At 37.7% G+C, this 22,475-nt stretch carries 22 protein-coding genes; all 22 read right to left on the reverse strand.

Features of this window, described 5'->3' with window-relative positions:
• Positions 1–345, reverse strand: a 345-nt coding sequence (locus H8S65_RS14030) for a cysteine peptidase family C39 domain-containing protein (protein WP_255489233.1), incomplete at its 3' end; no start/stop codon positions are given.
• Positions 346–352: 7 nt separating this feature from the next.
• On the reverse strand, positions 353–2,383 hold the full coding sequence (locus tag H8S65_RS14035; RefSeq protein ID WP_186930553.1) for a glycosyltransferase: 2,031 nt from the start codon (positions 2,381–2,383) through the stop codon (positions 353–355).
• Between the two features lie 26 nt (positions 2,384–2,409).
• Complete coding sequence (locus H8S65_RS14040) at positions 2,410–3,648, reverse strand: TIGR04150 pseudo-rSAM protein (RefSeq protein ID WP_186930554.1); 1,239 nt, start codon at positions 3,646–3,648, stop codon at positions 2,410–2,412.
• A gap of 13 nt (positions 3,649–3,661) precedes the next feature.
• Positions 3,662–5,029 (reverse strand): radical SAM peptide maturase, encoded by a 1,368-nt coding sequence (locus tag H8S65_RS14045; protein ID WP_186930555.1) that lies wholly within the window; start codon positions 5,027–5,029, stop codon positions 3,662–3,664.
• A 5-nt stretch (positions 5,030–5,034) separates the two neighbouring features.
• Positions 5,035–6,300 carry a DUF4934 domain-containing protein gene (locus H8S65_RS14050; protein WP_186930556.1) on the reverse strand — a complete coding sequence of 422 codons (1,266 nt, stop codon included), beginning with the start codon at positions 6,298–6,300 and terminating at the stop codon, positions 5,035–5,037.
• Positions 6,301–6,376: 76 nt separating this feature from the next.
• A complete protein-coding gene (locus tag H8S65_RS14055; protein ID WP_186930557.1) occupies positions 6,377–6,592 on the reverse strand; it encodes a TIGR04149 family rSAM-modified RiPP in 216 nt (71 codons plus the stop codon).
• Positions 6,593–6,619: 27 nt separating this feature from the next.
• Complete coding sequence (locus H8S65_RS14060; protein ID WP_186930558.1) at positions 6,620–6,835, reverse strand: TIGR04149 family rSAM-modified RiPP; 216 nt, start codon at positions 6,833–6,835, stop codon at positions 6,620–6,622.
• 124 nt (positions 6,836–6,959) lie between these two features.
• Positions 6,960–8,276 carry a DUF4934 domain-containing protein gene (locus tag H8S65_RS14065; protein ID WP_186930559.1) on the reverse strand — a complete coding sequence of 439 codons (1,317 nt, stop codon included), beginning with the start codon at positions 8,274–8,276 and terminating at the stop codon, positions 6,960–6,962.
• 72 nt (positions 8,277–8,348) lie between these two features.
• Complete coding sequence (locus tag H8S65_RS14070; RefSeq protein WP_186930560.1) at positions 8,349–8,564, reverse strand: TIGR04149 family rSAM-modified RiPP; 216 nt, start codon at positions 8,562–8,564, stop codon at positions 8,349–8,351.
• A 28-nt stretch (positions 8,565–8,592) separates the two neighbouring features.
• The gene (locus H8S65_RS14075) at positions 8,593–8,808 is read right to left on the reverse strand and encodes a TIGR04149 family rSAM-modified RiPP (protein ID WP_186930561.1); all 216 of its coding nucleotides are present in this window, start codon (positions 8,806–8,808) and stop codon (positions 8,593–8,595) included.
• 147 nt (positions 8,809–8,955) lie between these two features.
• Positions 8,956–10,254, reverse strand: a complete 1,299-nt coding sequence (locus H8S65_RS14080) for a DUF4934 domain-containing protein (protein ID WP_186930562.1) — start codon at positions 10,252–10,254, stop codon at positions 8,956–8,958.
• 85 nt (positions 10,255–10,339) lie between these two features.
• Positions 10,340–10,573 (reverse strand): TIGR04149 family rSAM-modified RiPP, encoded by a 234-nt coding sequence (locus H8S65_RS14085; RefSeq protein WP_186930563.1) that lies wholly within the window; start codon positions 10,571–10,573, stop codon positions 10,340–10,342.
• 148 nt (positions 10,574–10,721) lie between these two features.
• The gene (locus H8S65_RS14090) at positions 10,722–11,942 is read right to left on the reverse strand and encodes a glycosyltransferase (protein ID WP_186930564.1); all 1,221 of its coding nucleotides are present in this window, start codon (positions 11,940–11,942) and stop codon (positions 10,722–10,724) included.
• On the reverse strand, positions 11,939–12,595 hold the full coding sequence (locus H8S65_RS14095; RefSeq protein WP_186930565.1) for a lanthionine synthetase LanC family protein: 657 nt from the start codon (positions 12,593–12,595) through the stop codon (positions 11,939–11,941). Before H8S65_RS14095 ends, H8S65_RS14090 begins: the two co-directional genes overlap by 4 nt.
• Positions 12,573–12,968, reverse strand: a complete 396-nt coding sequence (locus H8S65_RS14100; protein WP_186930566.1) for a LytR/AlgR family response regulator transcription factor — start codon at positions 12,966–12,968, stop codon at positions 12,573–12,575. Before H8S65_RS14100 ends, H8S65_RS14095 begins: the two co-directional genes overlap by 23 nt.
• 7 nt (positions 12,969–12,975) lie before the next feature.
• On the reverse strand, positions 12,976–13,371 hold the full coding sequence (locus H8S65_RS14105) for a DUF3244 domain-containing protein (protein WP_186930567.1): 396 nt from the start codon (positions 13,369–13,371) through the stop codon (positions 12,976–12,978).
• Positions 13,372–13,509: 138 nt separating this feature from the next.
• The gene (locus tag H8S65_RS14110) at positions 13,510–15,081 is read right to left on the reverse strand and encodes a tetratricopeptide repeat protein (RefSeq protein WP_186930568.1); all 1,572 of its coding nucleotides are present in this window, start codon (positions 15,079–15,081) and stop codon (positions 13,510–13,512) included.
• Between the two features lie 622 nt (positions 15,082–15,703).
• Entirely contained in the window at positions 15,704–15,883 is a 180-nt protein-coding gene (locus H8S65_RS14115) for a glycosyltransferase (RefSeq protein WP_186930569.1), read from the reverse strand.
• Between the two features lie 8 nt (positions 15,884–15,891).
• Positions 15,892–17,046, reverse strand: a complete 1,155-nt coding sequence (locus H8S65_RS14120; protein ID WP_186930570.1) for a DUF4934 domain-containing protein — start codon at positions 17,044–17,046, stop codon at positions 15,892–15,894.
• Between the two features lie 630 nt (positions 17,047–17,676).
• Entirely contained in the window at positions 17,677–19,062 is a 1,386-nt protein-coding gene (locus tag H8S65_RS14125; RefSeq protein WP_186930571.1) for a DUF4934 domain-containing protein, read from the reverse strand.
• 805 nt (positions 19,063–19,867) lie between these two features.
• Complete coding sequence (locus H8S65_RS14130) at positions 19,868–21,991, reverse strand: tetratricopeptide repeat protein (RefSeq protein WP_186930572.1); 2,124 nt, start codon at positions 21,989–21,991, stop codon at positions 19,868–19,870.
• Positions 21,992–22,128: 137 nt separating this feature from the next.
• Positions 22,129–22,461 carry an acyl-CoA carboxylase biotin carboxyl carrier protein subunit gene (locus H8S65_RS14135; protein ID WP_005635376.1) on the reverse strand — a complete coding sequence of 111 codons (333 nt, stop codon included), beginning with the start codon at positions 22,459–22,461 and terminating at the stop codon, positions 22,129–22,131.
• Between the last annotated feature and the right edge of the window lie 14 nt (positions 22,462–22,475).

Genomic DNA, 22,475 nt, shown 5'->3' on the forward strand with positions numbered 1-22,475 from the left:
TTCATAGACTAATTTCTTGGTAGCCGGATCGGCGATATAATATTTTCCGTTCTTTACCTTATATAATACGACGAAATGGTTCTGGTTCCAGTGCAAAACGCAAGGCAAGGGCACTTCTGTCCTGAGCTGTTCCAACGTCACTTTCACCCCCATCGTCCGAAACCCGATCCGCTCGGCGGCATCGCTGATGCCTAACATCGACACCCCTTCGCGCGTGATGAATGCCTGTTCGCGGAGGTACTGGATGGAATAGCTGCGACCGTAGTACTTCGCGATCATGCGCAGGCACGAGGGACCGCAGTCGGCGGATTCGAGTTGGTGGTAATGGGGGAATGATTTTATCATATCTTTCTTATTTATGCAATATCCAATGCCATGATCGCACATACCGTTGCAATTCATCATGAGTCATACTGCACACTGTCAGAAACTCCCGCCGGTTCCTCAACTCTATATCCGCACTCCCGTACCAAGAATTTTCTTTACGAGGATGATAAAGATGAAACAATGGGCCTTTTGTCCGGTAAACCGACAATCCCAATATTTCCATCCGCTTCACCCGTTCCGCATCTTCCGGTCCCCAGCCATAAAAGTTCTCATTTTCGCCACCATATTGCAGATAGAGCTTCCGGTTGACTAAAAATGCCCCTCCAACAGAATGAGGGCCGTGAGCCAAATGGGAAGTCTTCACCAGCTCATCTAACCTCTCAAAAGAACGATCTTGTACAAACAGATCGCTATCTTTAGGAGAAAGTGTATAAAAATGCCCGTCATAAGGGAAACTCATCACAGCCCACCCTGTCCTTATCGCCTTTACGGCATCCGATATTTGTCCGTAAGTAATTGCAACATCCGTATCCCATACTCCGACAACAGCCCCTTGTGCATCTCTTAAAAGCCAATTCAAATATTTTGTACGATGAAACACCGGATCGCGATCTTCCACAAAACGATACTTCACATTTTCATATGCTTTCTTCAACCGATACAGAGGTTGTTTATCTCCTTCTAAAATAGATACATCCACCCCTTCCATTTCACTCAACAAATCTACGACCACATCCAAATTCCTTTCCCTCTCAGCCGAATCCACCCGTATCGGAATGACAAAAGAAAGCCGGTCGTTATCGATCGAAGTCAAAAGAGACAGGATTTGGGCTGTTTTTGTCGGACACAGTTTCATTTGATGGAACAGTTCTACTTCACTGATAATCCGCTTGTCCCAATCCATGCCTTTCCGTAATCCCCGCATCAGGCAATCTAACAGATATACGCCATGTTGCCGGAATGTTATCCCATACACCTGCCAATCAGCCGGATGATCGTATGAAATACGAAGACGGAAATAACGAAGCCAACCATACCAGTCAACCTCCATTTCATCTTCCATATAAATCAGCGCACTGAACAAACAAGCATCTATTTCAGACAAAACGTCATCTTCTTCCCCTGCCACAAGATGATTACGCAGCAAATAAATCAACCCGCATCCTACTCCTAACAAACCATTTTTCAGGCGCACAGGCATCTCCATTGAAACATCCTCGAATATCTTATCCAACAATATGCCTGCCTCTTGCTCCAACTTAGCATCACCAACCTTATTTGCATATATATAAAGACAGATCAAACGTCCCATATCCGGATAAAGAAAATCGGCTTCTTCCACCATCGGCAGATTACCTCCTTTATAGTAATTAGCAAATGACAACTGATATTTAAGGCGAATGTCATCTGCATGCCCTTTTTGCTCATTTCTCTTCAAAACCGATATCTGAGATGAATGCCAACGATATAGTATCAAAGGTTCGGTTAAATTTTCGATCTTTCCTCGTAAAGCCAAACGGCAAACCAAATCATAATCCGCAGAATAATAATACCTTTCATCATACCCATTCAATTGCCGTAATACATCCACACGAATCATCAAAGAAGGATGTATGAAACAATTGTTATCCAACAAAGCAAATAAAATATCCTGATAGGAACCGACAACTTTCTTTTGCTGACCATTAGAAATAAATACACAATCCGTCCCAACGGCCAACACATCCAGATGCGCTTCCAGATAGTCAAATTGCTTCGCTAATCGTTCCGGCATGGCTATATCATCAGCATCCATGATTGCTATATATTTTCCACGCGCTTGTTGCATCCCTTTATTGCGAGAAGCATAATTCCCGATATTAGAATCATTACGCACAAGTACAATTCTTTCATCAGTATAAGATCGTACTACAGAATCCGTTCCATCATCCGAAGCATCATCTATAATAATAAACTCAAAATCAGAAAATGTCTGTTGTAATATACTCTCGATTGCTTCACCCACAAATTCGGTCATATTATAAACAGGCATAATAACAGAAACCAATACATTCATAGATTCAGATTAACTATTTAACAATTCTATTCTTTCACAAAACAGAAATTATCCTTTCCCGTAACCAATTCATAATTAGATACAGAAGGACACAGATACTTATTCGCACAACCACTGCATGGTTGTTTGTCCCGTAAACGAAACCAAGCAGTCGAATGCACCAATTCTTCAAAAACAAGTTTCTTCAAAGAATCTTGCGGATAGACACCTATAGGCTTACAATTCACATTTGCATATACCTCGCCGGAAGGAACGATCGTTAATTTACCAAAGAAATTTTCATTCAAAGTCTGCCGTCTGAAAATGGCCTTACGGCTAATCGGTTCGGCAAGGATATCATCCAACGAACAAAATACATTTTCTTTGAAAAATGAAATATTTTCACCAGTATAAAAAGGTTTCATCTCTACTTGGGCAGAAGATGGCAAATTCAATATCTCCACTTCCTGAACATCCGCATCCGAAGAAACAATGAATTGCCAAATGACAGGATAAGAAGCAAACAAATTCATTTGGCATTCTACTGCTTCTTTGTCAAAACCAGAATGGACAGAAATAACCAATTCTGAATTCTCCTCTGCCAACCAGTCCTTACAAGTTTCTGTCAGATGATCAAAATAAAGATGGTATGACTTTTTGAATTTACAACCGGACAGTGTTGGATATATATCATGAAAACAGTCACTTTGCAACAAATTTCCTCCTAATATATTGACTTTATTGACACCGCTCGTATCCAGATCCAACAAAAGAGACAAATAGTCAGCAACAGTCAAACATTTTTTTTCAAAACAAGCACAATGAAGCGTTTGCTTAAAATAATCTTGGCAACCGAAACAACCGCATCTACACAATCCGGGAAGAAATAAAGATACTTCATTCAGATTTTCTAAAATCCGTTCACCAAGAAAAGTAAGATCTTCTTCCTGAGCCTTCCGTATATTTGTATTCAAAAACAACATAGGTTTGAATAAAAAAGGTTTAGATGTGTCAGATTCTGTCTCTACAAGATCACCGGAAAAGCTGTTCCTCACTTGTAAAGCAAAATTATGAAAGACGGGATCCAAAGCCTGTTCCTCCTTTAAAACCAGGCAATATCCATTACTGGCTTTTTCCAACGAAGCCAATACCTCCGACACCAACGGAGTTTCAGGAGCATGCAAATAAGCAGAGTTTAAAGTATTATAAACCACGAACTTACATTCTTGTCCCCAAATAAAAGTATAAGGTTCCAAATAAAACCAATATTTCTTTGTGTTTTCCATGTTCTTTCTATTTTTAATCAATAGCAATAGTACTCATTACAGATTCATATAAATCAGGATGTTCTTCTGCATAAGAAAGATAACGAGCAAAATATTCAACCGACTTGTTTTTTCCCATATAACCCGGACAAACCAACTTTCCGTCTTTCTCTTCCAGCAAAAACATACACTGCCCGCAAGCCTTTTGCAAGAGACAAGTCTTACAATTTTTTATCACTTTCTCATACAGATCGTGATAATAAGCTCCGACCTTTTCATAGTCCAAATCAAGAATTCCGTTTTTCAAGGTTCCCAGAACATGATTTTGCCCCATCTTTTCACAAGGGAGAATTTTCCCATTTACGGTAAGGAATATTTTACGCTCGAACGGACGACAAGTTCCGGTAGGGATATAAGTTGTATTATCTTCCGAATCAAACAAATCAATATAAGAATTATAGTAATTTCCGGTAAAATCCCGAACAAATGTATGAAAAAAAGTAGATGCAGAATCTTCCATCCGATTTTCTTCTTGCGACTTAAAAACATCCGAGGCTTTATCAAAGCTATCATATCTACTATTAAACATACGTTTAAGTTCCTCTTTTCCTTTTTCACTCAACCCATTTGTATTCAATTCCGCGACCCGAGGCGTTTTACCAAATTCCTGCTTAATAAAAGAAAACACATCTTCCACTGAGTTCCGATCATGTAGTACAGCATTAAAATTGACATTCTTATCGAAAAAGTCCGGATAAGTCGATTGCATAAGTTTTATATTGGGAAAAACTTTAGAAAAAGAGCCTTTCCCCTGCTTATCTACCCGATAACCTGAGTTATATTCATTACCATCCAAACTAAAGAGAAGTTTGAAATTCTTTTCTACCAAAAAATCCATATATTTGTCCAATAAGACACCATTTGTTGTCATATTGTATGAGAAGCTAACGTTCACATCCTGCAAGGATTCTAAATAAGCGATAGTCTCTTTTATCAAACGCATATTCATCAAAGGTTCACCGCCATAAAACCCTACAGTAATATTCTTATTATAGGAAGTGTTATACTCCGACCTCCACAAATCGCTAAGATGATCTATCAATAATTTCACATTAGCAAATTGTTGCAACTTTGCTTCTCTTTTGTCATAATTAGCATACAAATCACCATAACCACAATATTTGCATTGCAAGTTACACGCATCTGTCACTTCTATCAAAAGTTGACGCAAGTTTGCCAAATTCATTTTTATTGCCTCAGAAGAATAATCGGTCTTAAAAGTTATCCAATCCTCAACAAAAAAATCATCCCTTCGTCCATTTTTGTAGAGCATAAACATCTTATGACTATTAGAATAAAGATAAGAATGCTTATTGTCTAATTTTATTACTTCATTTTTCATGATATTTATTTTAAAGTTGCAATCAATAGAACAGGATTCCCCTCTTCTTGTAAATCATTAGGATCAAAACCATATTTAGCGGCCTCATTATTAAACACTTCTACAGGCACCTCGCACACATAATATCCACAAGATTTATATTGTACGATAAACTTTGTATTCGAGAAAAAATCATTCACAAATTCAAATTGCGGATTTTTAATCCTCCGATATCGAAAACCAGCCAAATTCGCTTCACGAAATTGAACAAAATCTTTTACAAAAGAAATATTTCCATTTTGTTTATCATACCTAAGATTATATTTATTCTCATCTACACACACTGACAAATATAAATAGTCTTTTGTATCACAAAAATCATACAACCAGAAATATCTCCAAAAATCATCAGACTTAATCCATTCATGAGAAACCCTAAATGCAGGCCTTTTTCCCATATACAAATTATAGATAGGCACCAATTCAGCAGAATAATCTACATATTTAAATATTGTATCTACCCCCCAATAACTCAATGTAAAACAATCATTCTGAAAATCGACAAGCAAATCTCCATCAGTCCAATAATTTTCACGTTTATCATATTTTGTTCCATGACTTATAATTTCATCTTCCATACCAATATACGATGGATTATAAAACTTTTTATCGACTTTAAATTGGCTATCGAGTAACGCTAAAGACCATAAATCCTTTTTGGACTGAACAGGAATACGATCGTTCAAGAACACCTGATTATTATGTATAAAGAAACGTGGTTCTAACGTATTGAATAAATCAAAAGGTAGTGTTTCATCTATATGTTTAATAAATTGACCGCCAAAACCATAAATCATCATCCCCACATTTGTGTATAAATAGATTTCTTCTTTATCAAGAACAATATCCATATAAAACAGATGAACATATTCTCCAGGCCCCTGCCCTATCCTTCCTATCGAATTGATAAAATGCCCTTTTCGGTCAAACCTGAATATTTTACCGGATTTTATATCATGAACAAAAATATTATTATCAGAAACTCGCACATCTTTAATAGAAGAAATCATTGAATACTCTGTAAATTCCAAAGGTACAACATCCAAAGATTCAGCCAATTCACTTAATAGAAATTGCTTACATTGTTTTTGAGCATTTTTTAACGCACCAACAACATCAATATATTTCTCCACATTCTCAGACAAATCTAAAGCAGTATCAGTACTTCGGTCTGCACTTTGACACGAAAAAATAGCACAAACAAATAGTACAAAAAACAAAAAAGGTTTCATAAATATATCTATTTAAGTATTACAGCACCTCTATAAAAAACAGCCAATAGATAATCTATTGGCTGTTTTTTTGAATTTAGCCATAGGAACCGGAACCACCACCTATTCCTGGAGGCGTAACCAAACCACTGGCACCTCCTCTATAATTGGCACCAGAATTGTCATACGAACTTGATGAGCCTAAACATCCACATATACAACAATTCTCACCTCCAACTAAATGGTTCTGCTCTCTTTTACTCAATTCGACTTTATTCAATTGAGTAATTTTTAATCTACTAATCGACTTCATACGCTTTATAATTTAGTATAATAATTTTCACGAATAAGATCCAGAAGGACTTCCATCACTACCAAAATGCAGGCCACTGGAACCACCACCATAATTAGCATATGTTACATCACTTGAAGAAGACCCACCAGGTCTACATCCACAAGTACAACAGCGTTCTCCCCCTACTAATCTATTTAGCTCTCTTTTACCCAATTCAGCCTTGCTCAATTGGGTAATTTTCAGCTTTCCGATGCTTTTCATGACTACAATCTTTTATCATTTTTTAAAGTTAACTATCTGTATTTTATGCAACAAATAAATTAACTGCAAATATCCCGAACGTATCAGCAAAACTAAAATTCATCTTATCTATAGTATTTCATAATCATTTTAAAGTTACAACCAATAGTATTGGATTATCCTCTTCTTTCATCATATCCAGTTTCTTGATAAATTCCTTTTTCAATTCTTCATTCTTAACTCTCCCATTTTTGATTTCTTCCATAAGATCTTCTATTTTTGATGACTCAACCACTGAAACCCAATATTTATCAGAAGGTGTAAATCGAACATAAAAATCACCACCACATAAATCGTTCTTCAAAGTTAAGCGACGGAAATCATAAGACCGAAGAATAAATCCGGGTGAACCGGGTAATGATTTTTCTCGCAAAACAGCTTGTTTTTCTGAAATGAAAGTCTCCCCACTCTTTTTGGAATAACGAATATTGTAAAGTTTGTCACCTCGTGTACAAACAAAATAAAAATTATCCTGAGTTTCATATATATTATACAAACAAAGATACTTAAAGAATGACAGATCTTTAATAAATTGATGCGAAGTTTCAAAAGTCGACTTATCCCCCATATTCAAAATATATTTAGGCTTAAGTTCTTTTTCTATCTTATCATACAAATAGACAGTATCTTCTTGATAAAAACAAACGTGCATATCATTTTTATATATACTAATGAAAGGCCCAGACTCTTCCCAAAAATTCTTCCACCCATAAGACAAAGAACGATTCTCCCAAATATCTTTTTCTCGCCCGCTGAAAGATGGATTATAAAATTCTTTTTTGATATTAAAGGAACTATCCAACAAAGCAACGGTCCAATAATTTTTACGAAAATCATCAAATACAGCGATAGGATCTACTGCAAATCTTTCATCATTAAAGAATAAGAGTGTCCCCAATGTGCCAACAAATAATTTAGGAGTTAGGATTGTTTGCAAAAACTGTCCTTGAAAATCATAAACATGAATTCTTCTTGTTGCAGAACTTTCTTTTCCTGTTTCAGATATCAATACCTTATCATTGTCTACGATCAGTTGGTTCACATATAGATATTCACCAGGACCTTGTCCACGTTTTCCGATTTTGTTAAGAAAAGTGCCATCACGAGAAAATCTAAATATCCCATTTTTTAAGTCCCAAATAAATATCTCCTTATCTGTTATAAATACATCTACTATGGTACTTAACAATGAGTATCCTGTCGTCTCCAAAGGAACAATATCTATTTTATTAGCTTCATCACTAAGACAAAGTTTCACTTTTTCTTGCTTTAACACGTCTGGTATATTGATACAAACTATACTGTTTTCTTCAGCCAAAGGTTCAATTTTATTTTTACTATCATGGCTACCGCATGAAACAACAAGACTAACAAATAGTATTGCGATAAATTGTATTTTCATAATATTGATTATAAAAATATAGCTGTATAAATATCTCATACAGCTATATATCAGAGACATTATAACTTATGCTTATGAGCCAGTGCCTCCATGGTTAGTTCCACCACCAGGAGAAAATAAACCACTTGCACCTCCTCCTCGATTTGCACCTCCATTATCAGAATTAGAAGAAGATCCTCGACAACCACAAATACAACACCCATCACCACCAACCAAACGGTTTAATTCTCTCTTACTCAATTCATCCTTGCCCAATTGAGTAATTTTTAATCGACTAATTGCTTTCATATGCTTCACTATTTAAGTATAAAATATTTCATGAATAAGATCCAGTACCTACCCCACCTCCAGGAGAATACAAACCACTCGCTCCTCCTCTATTATTTGCATTCACAACATCCAATGTTGAAGATCCTCCTGAGCGGCATCCACAAATGCAACAATGTTCACCACCAACCAACTTGTTTAACTCTCTTTTACCCAACTCAGCCTTCCTCAATTGTGTAAGTTTTAACTTTCCGATGCTTTTCATGACTACAATCTTTTATCATTTTTGTAAAGTTAACTATCTGTATTTTATGCAACAAATAAATTAACCGCAAATATCCCGAACGTACCCACTTAATATCCCGAACGTACCAGCAAAACTCAAATTCATCCTATCAATAGCTTTCCATAATTATTTTAAAGTTGCAATCACCACTATTTGTTCATCTTCACTCAATTTACCCAACACTTTCAAGAGTTGATTTTTACAATCCGGAATTTTAGCGGTCTCCTTTTTCAAATCATCCACGTCTATATACCTTTCTATATCTTCAGAATCCATCCAATCAACCACATATTTTCCATCCTCCGACTTATAATCGACATGGAAAAGGCCACCACCTGAAAGATCATTCTTGAAAAATAATTTGCGCTTGTCCAATATACGATGAATGATACCGGGAGCAGGTCTCCTTTCGTTTACCTTATTGTCGAATACATAATATTGCATACTACCTGTTTTCAAATCATATCGGGCAATATAAGAATCTTCCCTCCTACCTAAAAACAAATAAAGATAATCTTTCGATACCAAAAAATCATGTTTCCACAGATAATCAAAGAAACGAATATCTTGTTTTCCCCAACTATAAGCCATCTCAAACGTTGGATTCTCTTCAAAAGACAAAATATAATCAGGAACAAAAGTCCGGCTTGCCATATCATACTTATAAATCGTATCACCGGCAAAATAACACATCTTAAAACTACCATCATAAAAATCCATCGTAGCATATTCACTTTCAGACAAACATGGCTCATTCAAAAGAACCCCTATCTGCGCCTCTATTCTATCTTTATGTTCCAACACCGTTGGATTGTAATATTTTTCCTCTATATTAAAGGAGCTATCAGCCAAAGCCCATGTCCAAAGATCAGTTGCCGGATAGGTCAATGGGAAACGATTATTTACAAACCAAAATCCTTGCCATAAGAAAAATCGAGGATTAGCCATATAAAACCACCCTTTCGGATTTGTATCAGAAACGGCTCTTTTAAACAATCCGTCATATCCATAGACTTTCATTCCCCCTTGCCCGCTTAACAAGAATATTTCCTTGTGCTCTTCATCTAAAATACTTAGCATTATTGAGGTATATTCTTCCGGCCCTTGCCCTTTTTGGCCTATTTTAGACAAGAACTTTCCACTACGGGTATACAAAAACACCCCCTCGACATCGTGAACCAAAATATGGTACTTCGAAACTTTTACATCCATTATATCACGAAGTAAAGACTTGTCTGTGATCTCTAACCTTACAAAATCAACCGTTGAAGCGATTTCACTCAAAAGATATTCAGATTTACAAACAGGCTTAGGTTTCGATGGAATCTTAATTTCAGCAACCGTTTCGTTTATACATTCTTCCCTCTTGTCCTTTTCACTACAAGCTAACAACAGAAAGAAACAAATAAAATATACAATTTCCATACTTCCAAAAAAGATTATCAATGGAATATTTGTTTATAATAAAAGATCCTCCATTGATAATCTTAGGTTTATTTGTCATTAAATATTATGTAAAGGAACCTGTTGCATTGCCAGAAGTTCCACCACCAGGAGAATAGAGTCCACTTGCACCACCTGAGCTATTAGCATCCTTATTGTCCGATGTAGAAGAACCTCCATTATTTTCATAATGGCATCCACAAAGACAACAACGTGCACCACCGACCAAACGGTTTAACTCTCTCTTACCCAACTCAGCCTTGCTCAATTGAGTGATTTTTAATCGACTAATTGACTTCATACGCATTAAATATTAAATGTCAACAATAATGATTTAGAAACTGTTCTTAAAATTTTATCGTTTCCGTAAAGTTAACTATTCGTGTTTTACACCATAAATAAATCAATAGCAAATATCCCGAACGTAACCATTTTATATCCCGAACGTATCAGAAAATCTCGAGCAATATAATATATAAGTTTTTTACCTTATCCATCAAATAGTTTTTATATTGACACGTAACATCAATATTTTCCTTTCCTCTTTCATCAAGAGAGCGCAATAATGATAGTGTAGCCATAATCAATTCATCCTTAAAACCATCAACTTGATTTATATTTCCAATATGAGCAACCCGTACATATTCCTGCTTCTGAAACATACAGCGCACTCCAAACCCATCCGAGGCTACAACCGGCAACCGATGAGCGATCATCTCCAACCCTACATAACTACACTGTTCCGTATAAGAGGGCAAAAGCCCTATATCGGCAATCTGGTACCATTTATCCACCTCTTCCGGAGAAAGCGCACCTGTAAAATGAATTTTAGACAATACCGGATAACAACTTTTCCGGACAAAATCCCAATTACCGGTAGAACCAACCACAGCCAAACGGCACATCGGATAAACTTTCACAATTTCTTTGAAAGCATCGATACAAGCCATAAAGCCTTTTTGTTCCGTCATACGACCGACATAAAGCAATATCTTCTCACCTGCCGGCAACATCATTTTTTTCCGAAAAGCCATTTTCTGTTCCTCTGACCACAAAACCGTTCGTTCAAACAAAGCATTCGGAATCAGCCGTAATTTATCCCGGTCCACCGAATAACAAGTTTCCAACAAACGATAAGTGTCTTCTGATAAACAAACAACCCGATCCGCATACCGGCACATTTCAACCTCTTCCCGATAAGTTTCCAACAGATAGGCGTATCGTTCAACCACATATTTCCGATCCTTTTGTTTCAAAATTCGAATATACCGATCTACATCCCCAAACAAATGCAATGTCCAAGCCATATCATGGATCACATAAATTTGTTTGGACAAAGGATGCGATGTACGAATCATCTTCATCAATAGAGAGCACGGGCTATAATTAATCAAAAAAATATTATCCAGAGAATCCGGAATATATAACCGTAGGAATTTATCGATGATCCGAGAATGATCTTGAATCGATTTAGTTTGAAACGAAGGGAAATGGAAATGGCGGATTCCATCTATTTCTTCTATGTCGAAAACATCCTTCCCGGAATTAAAGACCAACATTCCAATCATAATATCTGCATCGGACAAACAAGCAATCAACTGCCGGATATAAGTACCAATCCCATTACCGGAAGATGTTTCATGATCGTTCGTTATATACAAATGTTTCATAATCTTTGTATTTGCTGTTTCAACAAAAAACCGGAAAGCCCGTCTTTCAGCCCCAAAGATGCTGAAACAAAAGTTTCTTCTGTCAAAAGGGCGGAACTCAAAAAAGGAGAAACAGACACCGGATACCGATTATAAAACGCATCCAAATCATCCATATCGAAAAAAGAATTTATATGGTGTAAATCTTCCCGATATCGCCTGTCGAATGGCAACGGATTCTTTTGAGAAGCCGCTCCCTGCATTCTGGCCGAGACATAATAAAATATCCCCTCCAATCCCGTATCTAAACGCAGGTCATCCAAACGACACAAATCCGTTTGCATAATGACCCGGTCCATTTCTTCGCAAACCTCATTGCCATCACCACTTATAAAACAGTTCTGCAACAAGTATTCGATTCCCCAGCCAATCCCGCTCAACCCGGAATCAAAACGGAAAGACAGCTCTGTATGGATAAGTGCCCAGATATCATCCAAAAGTTCTTCAGCTATATCGGTGTACACATCACAACCGGTAGATCGCCCGTATTCGAAAAAGAACAGAGCGATCCCCATCTTCCCGTGAAACAGTCCCAAATCCTCAATGAGCGGACTCTTCAAGATTAGGTGATGAACCATTTTTTGCTCAAAACTAAATGTTTTCATTCTCTCCATTCTCATCTTTCTTTTCAGAAGAGTTCAACAGGAAAAAACATTTTCGAACCAAACTTACCGTCCTAAAACTCACCACATACTCCAAGCCATTCTGCATCAAAAGACTATATACATCTTTATTTTTAAGAACTGATTGAACATTTTCCATATTGACAATTGTTTTCCTATTGATCCGTACAAACAATTTTTCATTCAGATTCTTTTGAACATTAAGCAAGCTCTTTTTTATGACAATCGCTTTTGAACCTTTCAACAAGAATTTTATATAGGGCTTGTCACATTCAATGGAAATAATGTCATTATATTCCACTTTCCACATATTATTTCTATCGGAATACCAGAAAAATTTTTCTTCAAAAACCAGTTGTTCCATAATATCATCATTGATTAATGATTCCTTCTAATCGATCTCCAAACTGATTGGTCAAAACTAACTGGTATGCCTCTCCCGGATCCAATGCCCCTATATATAAGGTAGCCGGGCAAGAACCTGCCTGAATCGTTTCATCGCAGACATTTTCTACACCATTAGATAACGCAACATGAATAGTTGAACGAAGGGAAAGGCTCTCGACATAAAGACAGGTTCCGTCCCAAGAGACCGAGACAGGATACTCAAAAGAAACAGAGCGCATATCTTCCGCCCATTCCCCTTGTAGTGGAATATTCTTCGGTTCGTCTTTTCCACTTCCGGCAAAGACATCTTGGCCAACAAGGAAGATCATACTTCCTAAAATAAGTAACAGTACTCGTTTAAAAGCTAACATTCGTTTCATATTTTTCTATGCTTAATAAGTTTACACAAAAATACCGGGGTTGTTTCAAATAAAAAAGGACAAGATAAAATTATCTAAAATACTAATTTTCAAAACAATAATCATTAAATCAGAAGAACTATCGTGGACATCACTTTATTAAAATGACTTTATGTAAACCTCTAATTCTCCTTTTTTCCACTTTTTACCTTCATCTATATGCTTTCTCATTCGAGTTTTTCTCTTTGAGATCGCCTCTTCTTGTACTCCTAAAAGGATGCAAAGATCAGATAAGCTATACCCTAATTTGATCAAACAACAAAAGCGAAGATCATTTTCCGAAAACCGAGGATGAACCTCCAATAAACGACGGCTGAAGTCTTGCGAAGCTATATCCACCATCAGGAGTAGTTCCTTCCAGTCCTCTTCCCGCAAACGTTTCTTTTCCTTGTCCAAACGGACTAAAATATTGGGACACGACTCTTTCTCCTCTATTTCCCGCTTGTATTCAGCAAACTCTTCGCTTCGTCTACTCAGCAAAATGAGTCCTCTTTGTATCTCCTTTTGTAACTTCTCATTCCGTTGTTTTAGATCTCTGTTTTCCTCTTCCAATTTCTCTTTCTTGACTTCTAGCAGGGTCGTGTCTACCAATTTTTGCTTTTTTTCTTCCAATTGGTTGGTCAAATCATTGATCTTTCGCTGGTTCTGATCGATACTTATTTTATTCTGTTCAGATTCCTCGATAAAACAGTTCAATTCCTTTTTGATCGCCTGAATCTCTTTGTCTTTCTTCAATAGCCTACGTTGATAAGCAATGACTATACACAAAAGCAAAAGCAGAAATGCGGCTACAAGACACAGTATTTTTTGGGTTCTCTTCTCTTTTTCCAACATGCTCTCTTTTTCCAACTGTTCATACTTGTATCGGGCTTCAACAGCAAGAATCGTCTCCTTGTTTGCCATCTTATTAATCGAATCGACATGCGCCCAATACAAATTATTATACTCTATCGCCTTTTTATACTCCTGCTGTTCTTCATATAGATAATATAAACATTGATAAACGGACCGTTTCGTATAAAGATTGTCATACGATAAAGCTTTTTGCAAATACACGGTAGCGGAATCATATTGCTTCATTAAACGATACAAATCACCTATTCCCAAATAAATTTTTGTTTTGCCTTTTATATTTTCATCTGATACAGTAGTTGCGATTCGATCCATACACCCCTTTGCTTTTTCAAAAGAACGAATTTGTTTATAAATTGTCGCACATTCATTTAGAGAGAGAGACAAGGCGGATTTATTATTTATCGCCAAGGCAATCTCCTCTCCCTTTTTATAAGATTCAATCGCATTTTGCCAATCTTTCTGCATTCCATAAGCTCTTCCCATATAAGAATAAGCATAGGAAAGACAAGAGCTATCTCCAGACAGAATAGCATATTGACAAGCTTTTTGGTAGGACTTTAAAGCATGCTCTGCCAAATTTTGATAGCCATACAAAGTTCCTAACCGAGAAGAGATCAGGAACAACAAATTATAATCCCGGCAGTCTTTTCCGACATCCAAAGCTTTCACAAACAATTCCACTGCTTCTTCTATTTTTCTTTGATCCTGAAAAACACGTCCTTTATAATACAAGGCTTTCGCATAATGCAACGGATCTTTCCGTTTCTCAAAATACCGTACCGCCACCCCGATCACCGAATCCGACGTATGTTCCATATAATTTTTATCCCGCGCCTGCGTCATCAGCAGACACCAGGTGGCATAGTCTTCCTCTGAGAGTTTTTCTGGGGACGGGATGGACTCTAAAAGGATTAAAGAACTGTCCGGCCGGCTCCCCATTAAGGTTTCCGCCTCCTGCAAAAGGGGCTGGATATGGGGATACTGCCGGCAAGCAATCAGACAGAAGGCTAACGACAAAAATATAACGTATATGTTTCTATTCATTATTATAGCGTTTGTTCTAAATGCAATGTTACGAATACCCTCTCTTATTCCTCTGTTTTTTTGTTGACATTTTGTTGACAATAACACATATTAGTGACAACAAGCTGTTTTGTAACTACTCAGGTATGACACAGCAACAGAGTGTATCGCCATGAAGTCTTTGGCTATCCATGTAAACGCCAGTTTCGGATTTTGGAATATCCATGCCCTCTCCATTAGCTGTCACTGGTAAGCAAAGGACAAGGTATGATTCTTCGTGAACATGATGAAAACTCTTAAAAGTATTATCCTCATTCATGTTCCTGCCACAACATGCCAACGCCATTAAGATAAAGAAACAGAAAAGTGAACGGATATCCCCGTTTTTTTTTGGGGGGGTGGATATCATCCGTTTTCAGCAAGCATAATTACCGATATTAGAATTATTTCGGACAAGCACAATTCTTTCATCCAAGTAAAAACGTAGTACCAGGCTCGTATCATCATCAGAAGCATCATCTATTATGATAAACTCAAAATCAAAAAATGTCTGTTGTAAAATACTCCTAATTGCTTCATCAACCAATTCAGCCATATTTAGCCCTATTTCAAAGTAACTACTTGCAATACAGGATTATCCTCTTCTGATAAATTAGTCATTACTTGCCTCAATGATCCGTCAACCATTTTATTATTCCTCATTTCTTCAATTAAAGTTCCTGCCGAAACATATCCTACTATTCGATTTTCTCCCCAAAAACGAGGTAAAATGGGATAACCATTTTGTAGGTCATCAGTAAAACCGTCTATTTTTGCAGAACGACCACGAATTCTACAAACAGAGTTATTTACTTTATTATACCAAGCAAATCTGCGATCATGCTGAAGATAAAAAAAACAAACATAGTTTTGCAACTCAAATATATCATAAAAAGATAATTTATCCTCTGCTTCTTTATTAAATTCTCCAAACCCTATATTTCCTTTTTTTTCAACAACTACGTCATCTAATAAACTCAAATTTTCATAACGCCCCAAACTCAAATTATACATCGGCGTCTTCTTGTCATTATCCAATCTGAAAATTACCGATTCAAGAGGGTTTTTATAATAAATAATTCCATTATATGTATAAATAATCGATTGAGAAATCAAAAAACTGGGATACTTCACATTTCCATCTCGAAAAAAAGGAAAAACATACAGTTCTTCACCTTTTTCATTACGTACAATTAATTCATTTGATTCTTGTTCATTATAAAAAAACATAGGATACATATAAAACAATTTATCATCTGTATTATAATAAATTAACTGCTCTCCATTTTCAGTCAATATATCCCTCATAAAATCACCATCAAAAGAATACACTTTAATTTTACCAGACAACAAATCATTCATATATATTTCTTCTTTTTGATTATCATATTTAACAGAAGAAATCATCAAAAACTCTTTAGGTCCTTGGCCTTTTTTGCCAATTTTTCGAATAAACTTCCCTTCCAAAGTAAATTGATACAAATCTGAATCATCCCTAACAAATAAATATTTTTCACTAAATGAAATATCATACAGATCCTTCCCCAACAGGCAATCTGAATTCGTTTCCAACGCTATATATCTCACGTCAAGCGCAATATCACTCACATTTATTTCCTGGACATTTTCAATGCCATTAGCAAATGGTATTTCTCTCTCGTTCTCAGCAGATTGAACACAAGACAATAACAAAAAAAGAATTAGGACTTTGAATTTCATAACAGATTAATACATTTACACAGCATATTTGTATCAAAAACTTTCTCATAATTACCTATAGGAGGACACATATCAACAAAAACACAGTTCTTACACTCCGTTTTACTACGTGTCAAAAATCAAAATGTATCCCTATCGAACCGCTGCTCTATTGTCGGCAATAACCGTTCTACCGCTACGGACTGGATATAATCTCCCAGATTATTCAATCCTCGATATTCGAAACCGGCGAAATGTCGTTCTCCCATCCGGATCAGTCGATCGTTCCTTCCAATCGATCTCCTAACTGGTTGGTCAGAACCAACCGGTATGTCTGTCCCGGATCCAATGCCCCTATATATAAGGTAGCCGGATATGTTTTTTTTCATCGTACTGCATTTATCAGGTTACAAATGCAATATTACCAATATCCGTTCATATTCACTAATTATTTCGCCGATATTTTTTTAACAATATTAGTTTTTCACCATCAATCTCTTGATATCCAACATAAAAATCCGAATAACCACAATACTTACAGTTCAAATTACAAGAATCTGTAACCTCAAACACAAGTTGCTTCAAATTCAACAAATTATAAATTATTTGTTTTGAATTCACTTCCAAAAACCATCATGTTTAAAGCATCCTTTATTTTTTATGCTTCATTAACATGATTACCGCATTGTCCTCTTCTGTCATTTTAGAAGCAATTTCTTTTAATTCTCCTTGTAGATAACCTTTCTTGTAGGCATTAACCAAGTCAAAGGCATCGAGTGATTCCACAGAAGCGATTTCATCGTTGATGTTCTTCCCCTTCAATCTTAAATATTTCTGATATTTATAATCTTTATTATGAAGTGTACAATGATATACGGTTTTCTGCTGCTTGTCGTAAACCAAATCTTTTTCTTCTCCATTGCGTGCTTTTTCATACGTCCGCATAAAATCATATTTGTCAGTAATAATATCAGTATAAAGAAATATTTCAGGGTTCATGGAGTGTATAGAAGGTATTCTGCACATATAAGGAATCAGACCTTTTTCATCACTGTATCTATAAATTGTATCAGAGGATGGTTCGTTTAAAAGTATTCGATCACGGAACTTATGTATGGGGTTAGGGGTATTTGCGAGAGAATATGTCATATGTGTTTTTTCATCCCTTGATAAAATAATCAAAGTCGATGTCCGCTTATTAAGCGGTACATTTATTTCTTTTATGATGCTTCCATCAGATTTTGATAGGATGTAAAAAGAGGGTGATTCTACTGCTTTAGGATTTGATTCTCCGGAACCATCCCAACAAATGATATGCTCTTTATCATAATTCGTTAGTTGATAATAATATTCCACACCTTTTTTATATGGAAAACTCCTTCTGAAATTGCCATACAGGTCATATACAAGTATTTTTTTTACACTACTAATAAAAATTTCCTCTTTTTCTTCATCCAATAAAACATTTCCTAAGTATAAATACTCTTCTCCGCTATTCCCTTTTCGATTAAATGTACTAATACCTTTTCCTTTTCGATCAAACACATAAATATTTCCATCGCTATTTCGATTCTTGGCAATCAAATATTTACTTCCGCAAGCCATAATTAATCCTCCACACAGAAATTCGTTATTAGTTTCCAATGGAATATATTCTATGTCCACAAAATCCTGTAGAGATAAATCTTTATTTGGAAATTTCTTTGTTACGTCAACCGTAATAAGACCATTTTCTTTGACTTTATTTTCTTGACAGCAGGAGAAAACAAGCATAAGTAAACAGAAGAGGTATAAAGATACCCTATCGAACCGCTGCTCTATTACTGGCAATAACCGTTCTACCGCTACGGACTGGATATAATCTCCCAGATTATTCAATCCTCGATATTCGAAACCGGCGAAATGTCGTTCTCCCATCCGGATAAGTCGATCGTTCCTTCCAATCGATCTCCTAACTGGTTGGTCAGCACCAACCGGTATGTCTGTCCCGAATCCAATGCTCCTATATATAAGGTAGCCGGATATGTTTTTTTTCATCGTACTGCATTTATCAGGTTACAAATGCAATATTACCAATATCCGTTCATATTCACTAATTATTTCGCCGATATTTTTTAACAATATTAGTTTTTCACCATCAATCTCTTAATATCCAACATAAAGATGCTACAGATATTTGTCCGCTTACTATCGGGAATACTTTTTTGTCATACTGAATATCATCAACTTTATATACTCGACAAGATCCATCCAAGAAATATTTGAACAGTGACGCACCTTAACCGGGAAAAGATAAGGAACAACAAGCTGTTTTTACTTATCAAGATTTTTTACAATAACCCTTGTTTTTTCTATTTCAAGGGAAAACAAGTACAATCTCAGCCTGTCTTTTTTCCACAGAAACAGCGCTTTCACTAACATACCGGCAAACGGGCCGCCGGACTGGCAGAAATTGCATGGCACTTGGCTATCTTATTCTCCATATCCCTTACACTTCGAAAAGACGGAACTGCCGGTGAGTAGAATATTTGGGGAAACGAAGGAGGGGGGAAAGGGATATCGCCCGGATCCGGAGGGTCTTTTCAAGGGAATCGAACCTTTATTTCCACGACGACCGTCTTCATTGCCCTGACGACCGTCTTCATCGCTCCGGGCTGCTGGATTCACTCTATACGAAGTCGGACTTCGTGGCGATGAAGACGGTCGCCGGGAGGAAAAACCGCGCACCTCACGGGAATGGCCTCCCAAAGGCCTTATTTTCGATCCGTAAACAACTGTCCGAAGAACATTTGACGGATGGGTTTCAAGTCATTTTCAAGATGTTTTTTACAATAAGGGGGGATCAATTGCTTGTCATACGCTTGATAATACTGTAAGCATTGATGATACCCAACTCTCCGGCCTTGCTCAAATCGGCGATTCCCCGGTTGGCATCTCCTTGCGAAAGGCGTGCCAATCCACGGTTGAAATAAGCCTCGGCAAATTCCGGATCACGCTGGATCGCCTCGCTGTAATCCTGGATGGCAGCACGGAAATCGCGTTGCGCACAACGCAGGTTTCCACGATTGAAATAAGCATATACGAAACCCGGATTCAATTTGATTACCATGTCATAATCACGCGTAATCATTTCATGTTCGTAAGCCCGCTTATTGTCTTTCAGGGATGCAGAAACCGGATCGGATGTCGACGGCGTACGGGTAACCGTCGGATTCTTGCCCATCTTAAGATTCATGCTCATAGCCGAGAAATCATCCTGGGAACTGGCAGCCTGCGACATATTATAGTCAAGCTGCTTATATCGGACGACAGCCCGGTTGAAATAAGCCATCGCAAAATTCGGATCCTGTTCGATCACCTTCGTATAATCCTTAATCGCTTCGGTAAAGTCCTGTACAAGCATAAAATCCAATGCACGTCCGAAATAGGCATCCACGTCGTTCGGATTCTTCACTATACGGGCAGAGAAGTTATCGATAGAAGCGAAATGTACGGCAACCTGATCTTCCGTAAGGGGGGCTTCCTCGTTTGTGATACGCAACTTACGTTCCAAGACCAGACGGGCATTATAGGCTTCCACCATCTTATCATAATAAACCAACTTCTTTACCGGATCCACTTTTTCGTAATAGGTCAGGACAAACATCGGTTCCAGATCCACACGCACATTGCGGTCCTGTACACGCCCGCGAATTTCGCTATTATACTTCGTCTTACGCACCTCTTCTTCATCATACACGACAAGACGGTTGAACTTATCGATATTCTTATCCGACTGCTCACGCGTATTTCCATCCTTTGACGCCGGATCGCCCGATTGCGTACCGGCATTGTTACCATTCCGGGAAGCGACCGCATTTCCCGAAGCGTTTCCGGTCTTCTTTTGCTGCTCCATATTATAGGCAGTCCAGTAATCCCGGTCGGCGCCCACCTCGTCATGCATTTTACGCTTCACTTCCGCACGGCTGTAATAACCGGCGACAAAGTTGGGATATTGTTGCAACACGACATCGAAATCATGTACGGAACCTTGATAATCTCCCGTCTCGTAACGCAACAACGCACGGTTGTAATAAGCCATGTAGTTATCCGGTTCGATCTCGATCACAACGTCGAAGTCTTCGATAGCCCGGTTATTATCCCCGATCTGTGCACGAAGCAATCCCCGGTTGAACCGGGCAATCAGGTTGTGGCTGTCCATGCTGACCACCTGGTCGTAATCCGCCATAGCGCCACGCAAGTCCTTCAACTGGTAGCGGACCAGCCCCCTGTTGATATAATAACCGCTCTCACGGGTATTCAGACGAATAGCCTCGTTCAGATCGGCAAGCGCGTCTTTCATATTGTTCATCTGGTAATGCAGGATCGCGCGGTTTCCATATGCGGGAGCATAATAGGGATCCATGCTGATCGCCTTATCATAGTCGGCAAGCGCTTTGACCGTATCGCCTTTCTCGGTGTACATCGCACCACGCGTCAGATAGTTCATGGAATATTTGGGATGGGCCGCCATCAGTTCGTCAAACACCTTTTCAGCCTCTTTAAAATCTTTCTTCTGGATATTGGCAACCGCCATGTTCACCAGCATCTGGCGGTCTTCCGCCTTAAACTCCAGTCCTTTCCTGTAATCTTCTATGGCTCCGTCAAATTTGTCCTGGCTCTGGCGGGCAATGCCGCGTGCGTAATATGCCTGTACTAAGAAAGGATTCCGCTCAAGGCAAAGCGTACAGTCTTCTTCGGCCCCTTTATAATCGTCCAGATTGATTTTTGCCACAGCACGGTAGAAATACGGTTCGGCCAACCAGGGTTTCGATTTGATAACCTGATTGAAATATTGTATCGAAAGGACATAGTCCTCAAAATACAAAGCGTTGCGTCCGATAGTCAGCACACGGTCCGTATTGATTTGTGCAAACATGACTAATGAACACAACTGAAATATAAATAAAAGAATCGCTTTCTTCATCTATTATAAAAATATTCGACATTGATCGGTCGCAAAAGTAAGTAAATAATCTTAGCCATTAAAACCAATCTATAAAAAAAGCTTTCACAGACTGCAAAACAGTGTGAAAGCTTTCTATATTTACTTGCTTCAGCTATTTACTTCGGCTGAATCTTAACCATCAAATGGTCCTTAGGGATCTTATCACCTTCCGTTACGCCCAGCTCGACAATCGTGCCGGCTACGGGAGCTACCACCCGGTTGTACATCTTCATCGCCTGATGGATCAGAAGCAGCTGGCCGGCTTCAACTTCCTGCCCTTGCTGTACTTCCACTTTAACGATCGTTCCGGGAAGATGAGAAATCACATCACCGACAAAAGGCTTATGCCACATTTTACGGTTCTTATATTTTGCAGTCAGCGTCGTCTTGTATTTGCGGGCTGTTACTACAAAATCCACATATTCGTTATCTTTCTCTTTCTTTTCCATATTTAAAAGTTTTT

It is taken from the genome of Parabacteroides hominis (assembly GCF_014287585.1).
Lineage (GTDB): Bacteria > Bacteroidota > Bacteroidia > Bacteroidales > Tannerellaceae > Parabacteroides > Parabacteroides hominis.

What these genes read in the sequence shown, in the direction of transcription:
- H8S65_RS14115 (WP_186930569.1), bottom strand. Translation starts at nt 15,883, where the DNA reads ATGGCTGAATTGGTTGATGAAGCAATTAGGAGTATTTTACAACAGACA.
- H8S65_RS14065 (WP_186930559.1), bottom strand. Translation starts at nt 8,276, where the DNA reads ATGAAAATACAATTTATCGCAATACTATTTGTTAGTCTTGTTGTTTCA.
- H8S65_RS14095 (WP_186930565.1), bottom strand. Translation starts at nt 12,595, where the DNA reads ATGGAGAGAATGAAAACATTTAGTTTTGAGCAAAAAATGGTTCATCAC.
- H8S65_RS14060 (WP_186930558.1), bottom strand. Translation starts at nt 6,835, where the DNA reads ATGAAAAGCATCGGAAAGCTGAAAATTACCCAATTGAGCAAGGCTGAA.
- H8S65_RS14080 (WP_186930562.1), bottom strand. Translation starts at nt 10,254, where the DNA reads ATGGAAATTGTATATTTTATTTGTTTCTTTCTGTTGTTAGCTTGTAGT.
- H8S65_RS14125 (WP_186930571.1), bottom strand. Translation starts at nt 19,062, where the DNA reads ATGAAAAAAAACATATCCGGCTACCTTATATATAGGAGCATTGGATTC.
- H8S65_RS14130 (WP_186930572.1), bottom strand. Translation starts at nt 21,991, where the DNA reads ATGAAGAAAGCGATTCTTTTATTTATATTTCAGTTGTGTTCATTAGTC.
- H8S65_RS14070 (WP_186930560.1), bottom strand. Translation starts at nt 8,564, where the DNA reads ATGAAAGCAATTAGTCGATTAAAAATTACTCAATTGGGCAAGGATGAA.
- H8S65_RS14120 (WP_186930570.1), bottom strand. Translation starts at nt 17,046, where the DNA reads ATGAAATTCAAAGTCCTAATTCTTTTTTTGTTATTGTCTTGTGTTCAA.
- H8S65_RS14040 (WP_186930554.1), bottom strand. Translation starts at nt 3,648, where the DNA reads ATGGAAAACACAAAGAAATATTGGTTTTATTTGGAACCTTATACTTTT.
- H8S65_RS14045 (WP_186930555.1), bottom strand. Translation starts at nt 5,029, where the DNA reads ATGAAAAATGAAGTAATAAAATTAGACAATAAGCATTCTTATCTTTAT.
- H8S65_RS14085 (WP_186930563.1), bottom strand. Translation starts at nt 10,573, where the DNA reads ATGAAGTCAATTAGTCGATTAAAAATCACTCAATTGAGCAAGGCTGAG.
- H8S65_RS14135 (WP_005635376.1), bottom strand. Translation starts at nt 22,461, where the DNA reads ATGGAAAAGAAAGAGAAAGATAACGAATATGTGGATTTTGTAGTAACA.
- H8S65_RS14100 (WP_186930566.1), bottom strand. Translation starts at nt 12,968, where the DNA reads ATGGAACAACTGGTTTTTGAAGAAAAATTTTTCTGGTATTCCGATAGA.
- H8S65_RS14035 (WP_186930553.1), bottom strand. Translation starts at nt 2,383, where the DNA reads ATGAATGTATTGGTTTCTGTTATTATGCCTGTTTATAATATGACCGAA.
- H8S65_RS14110 (WP_186930568.1), bottom strand. Translation starts at nt 15,081, where the DNA reads ATGGAACATACGTCGGATTCGGTGATCGGGGTGGCGGTACGGTATTTT.
- H8S65_RS14105 (WP_186930567.1), bottom strand. Translation starts at nt 13,371, where the DNA reads ATGAAACGAATGTTAGCTTTTAAACGAGTACTGTTACTTATTTTAGGA.
- H8S65_RS14090 (WP_186930564.1), bottom strand. Translation starts at nt 11,942, where the DNA reads ATGAAACATTTGTATATAACGAACGATCATGAAACATCTTCCGGTAAT.
- H8S65_RS14050 (WP_186930556.1), bottom strand. Translation starts at nt 6,300, where the DNA reads ATGAAACCTTTTTTGTTTTTTGTACTATTTGTTTGTGCTATTTTTTCG.
- H8S65_RS14055 (WP_186930557.1), bottom strand. Translation starts at nt 6,592, where the DNA reads ATGAAGTCGATTAGTAGATTAAAAATTACTCAATTGAATAAAGTCGAA.
- H8S65_RS14075 (WP_186930561.1), bottom strand. Translation starts at nt 8,808, where the DNA reads ATGAAAAGCATCGGAAAGTTAAAACTTACACAATTGAGGAAGGCTGAG.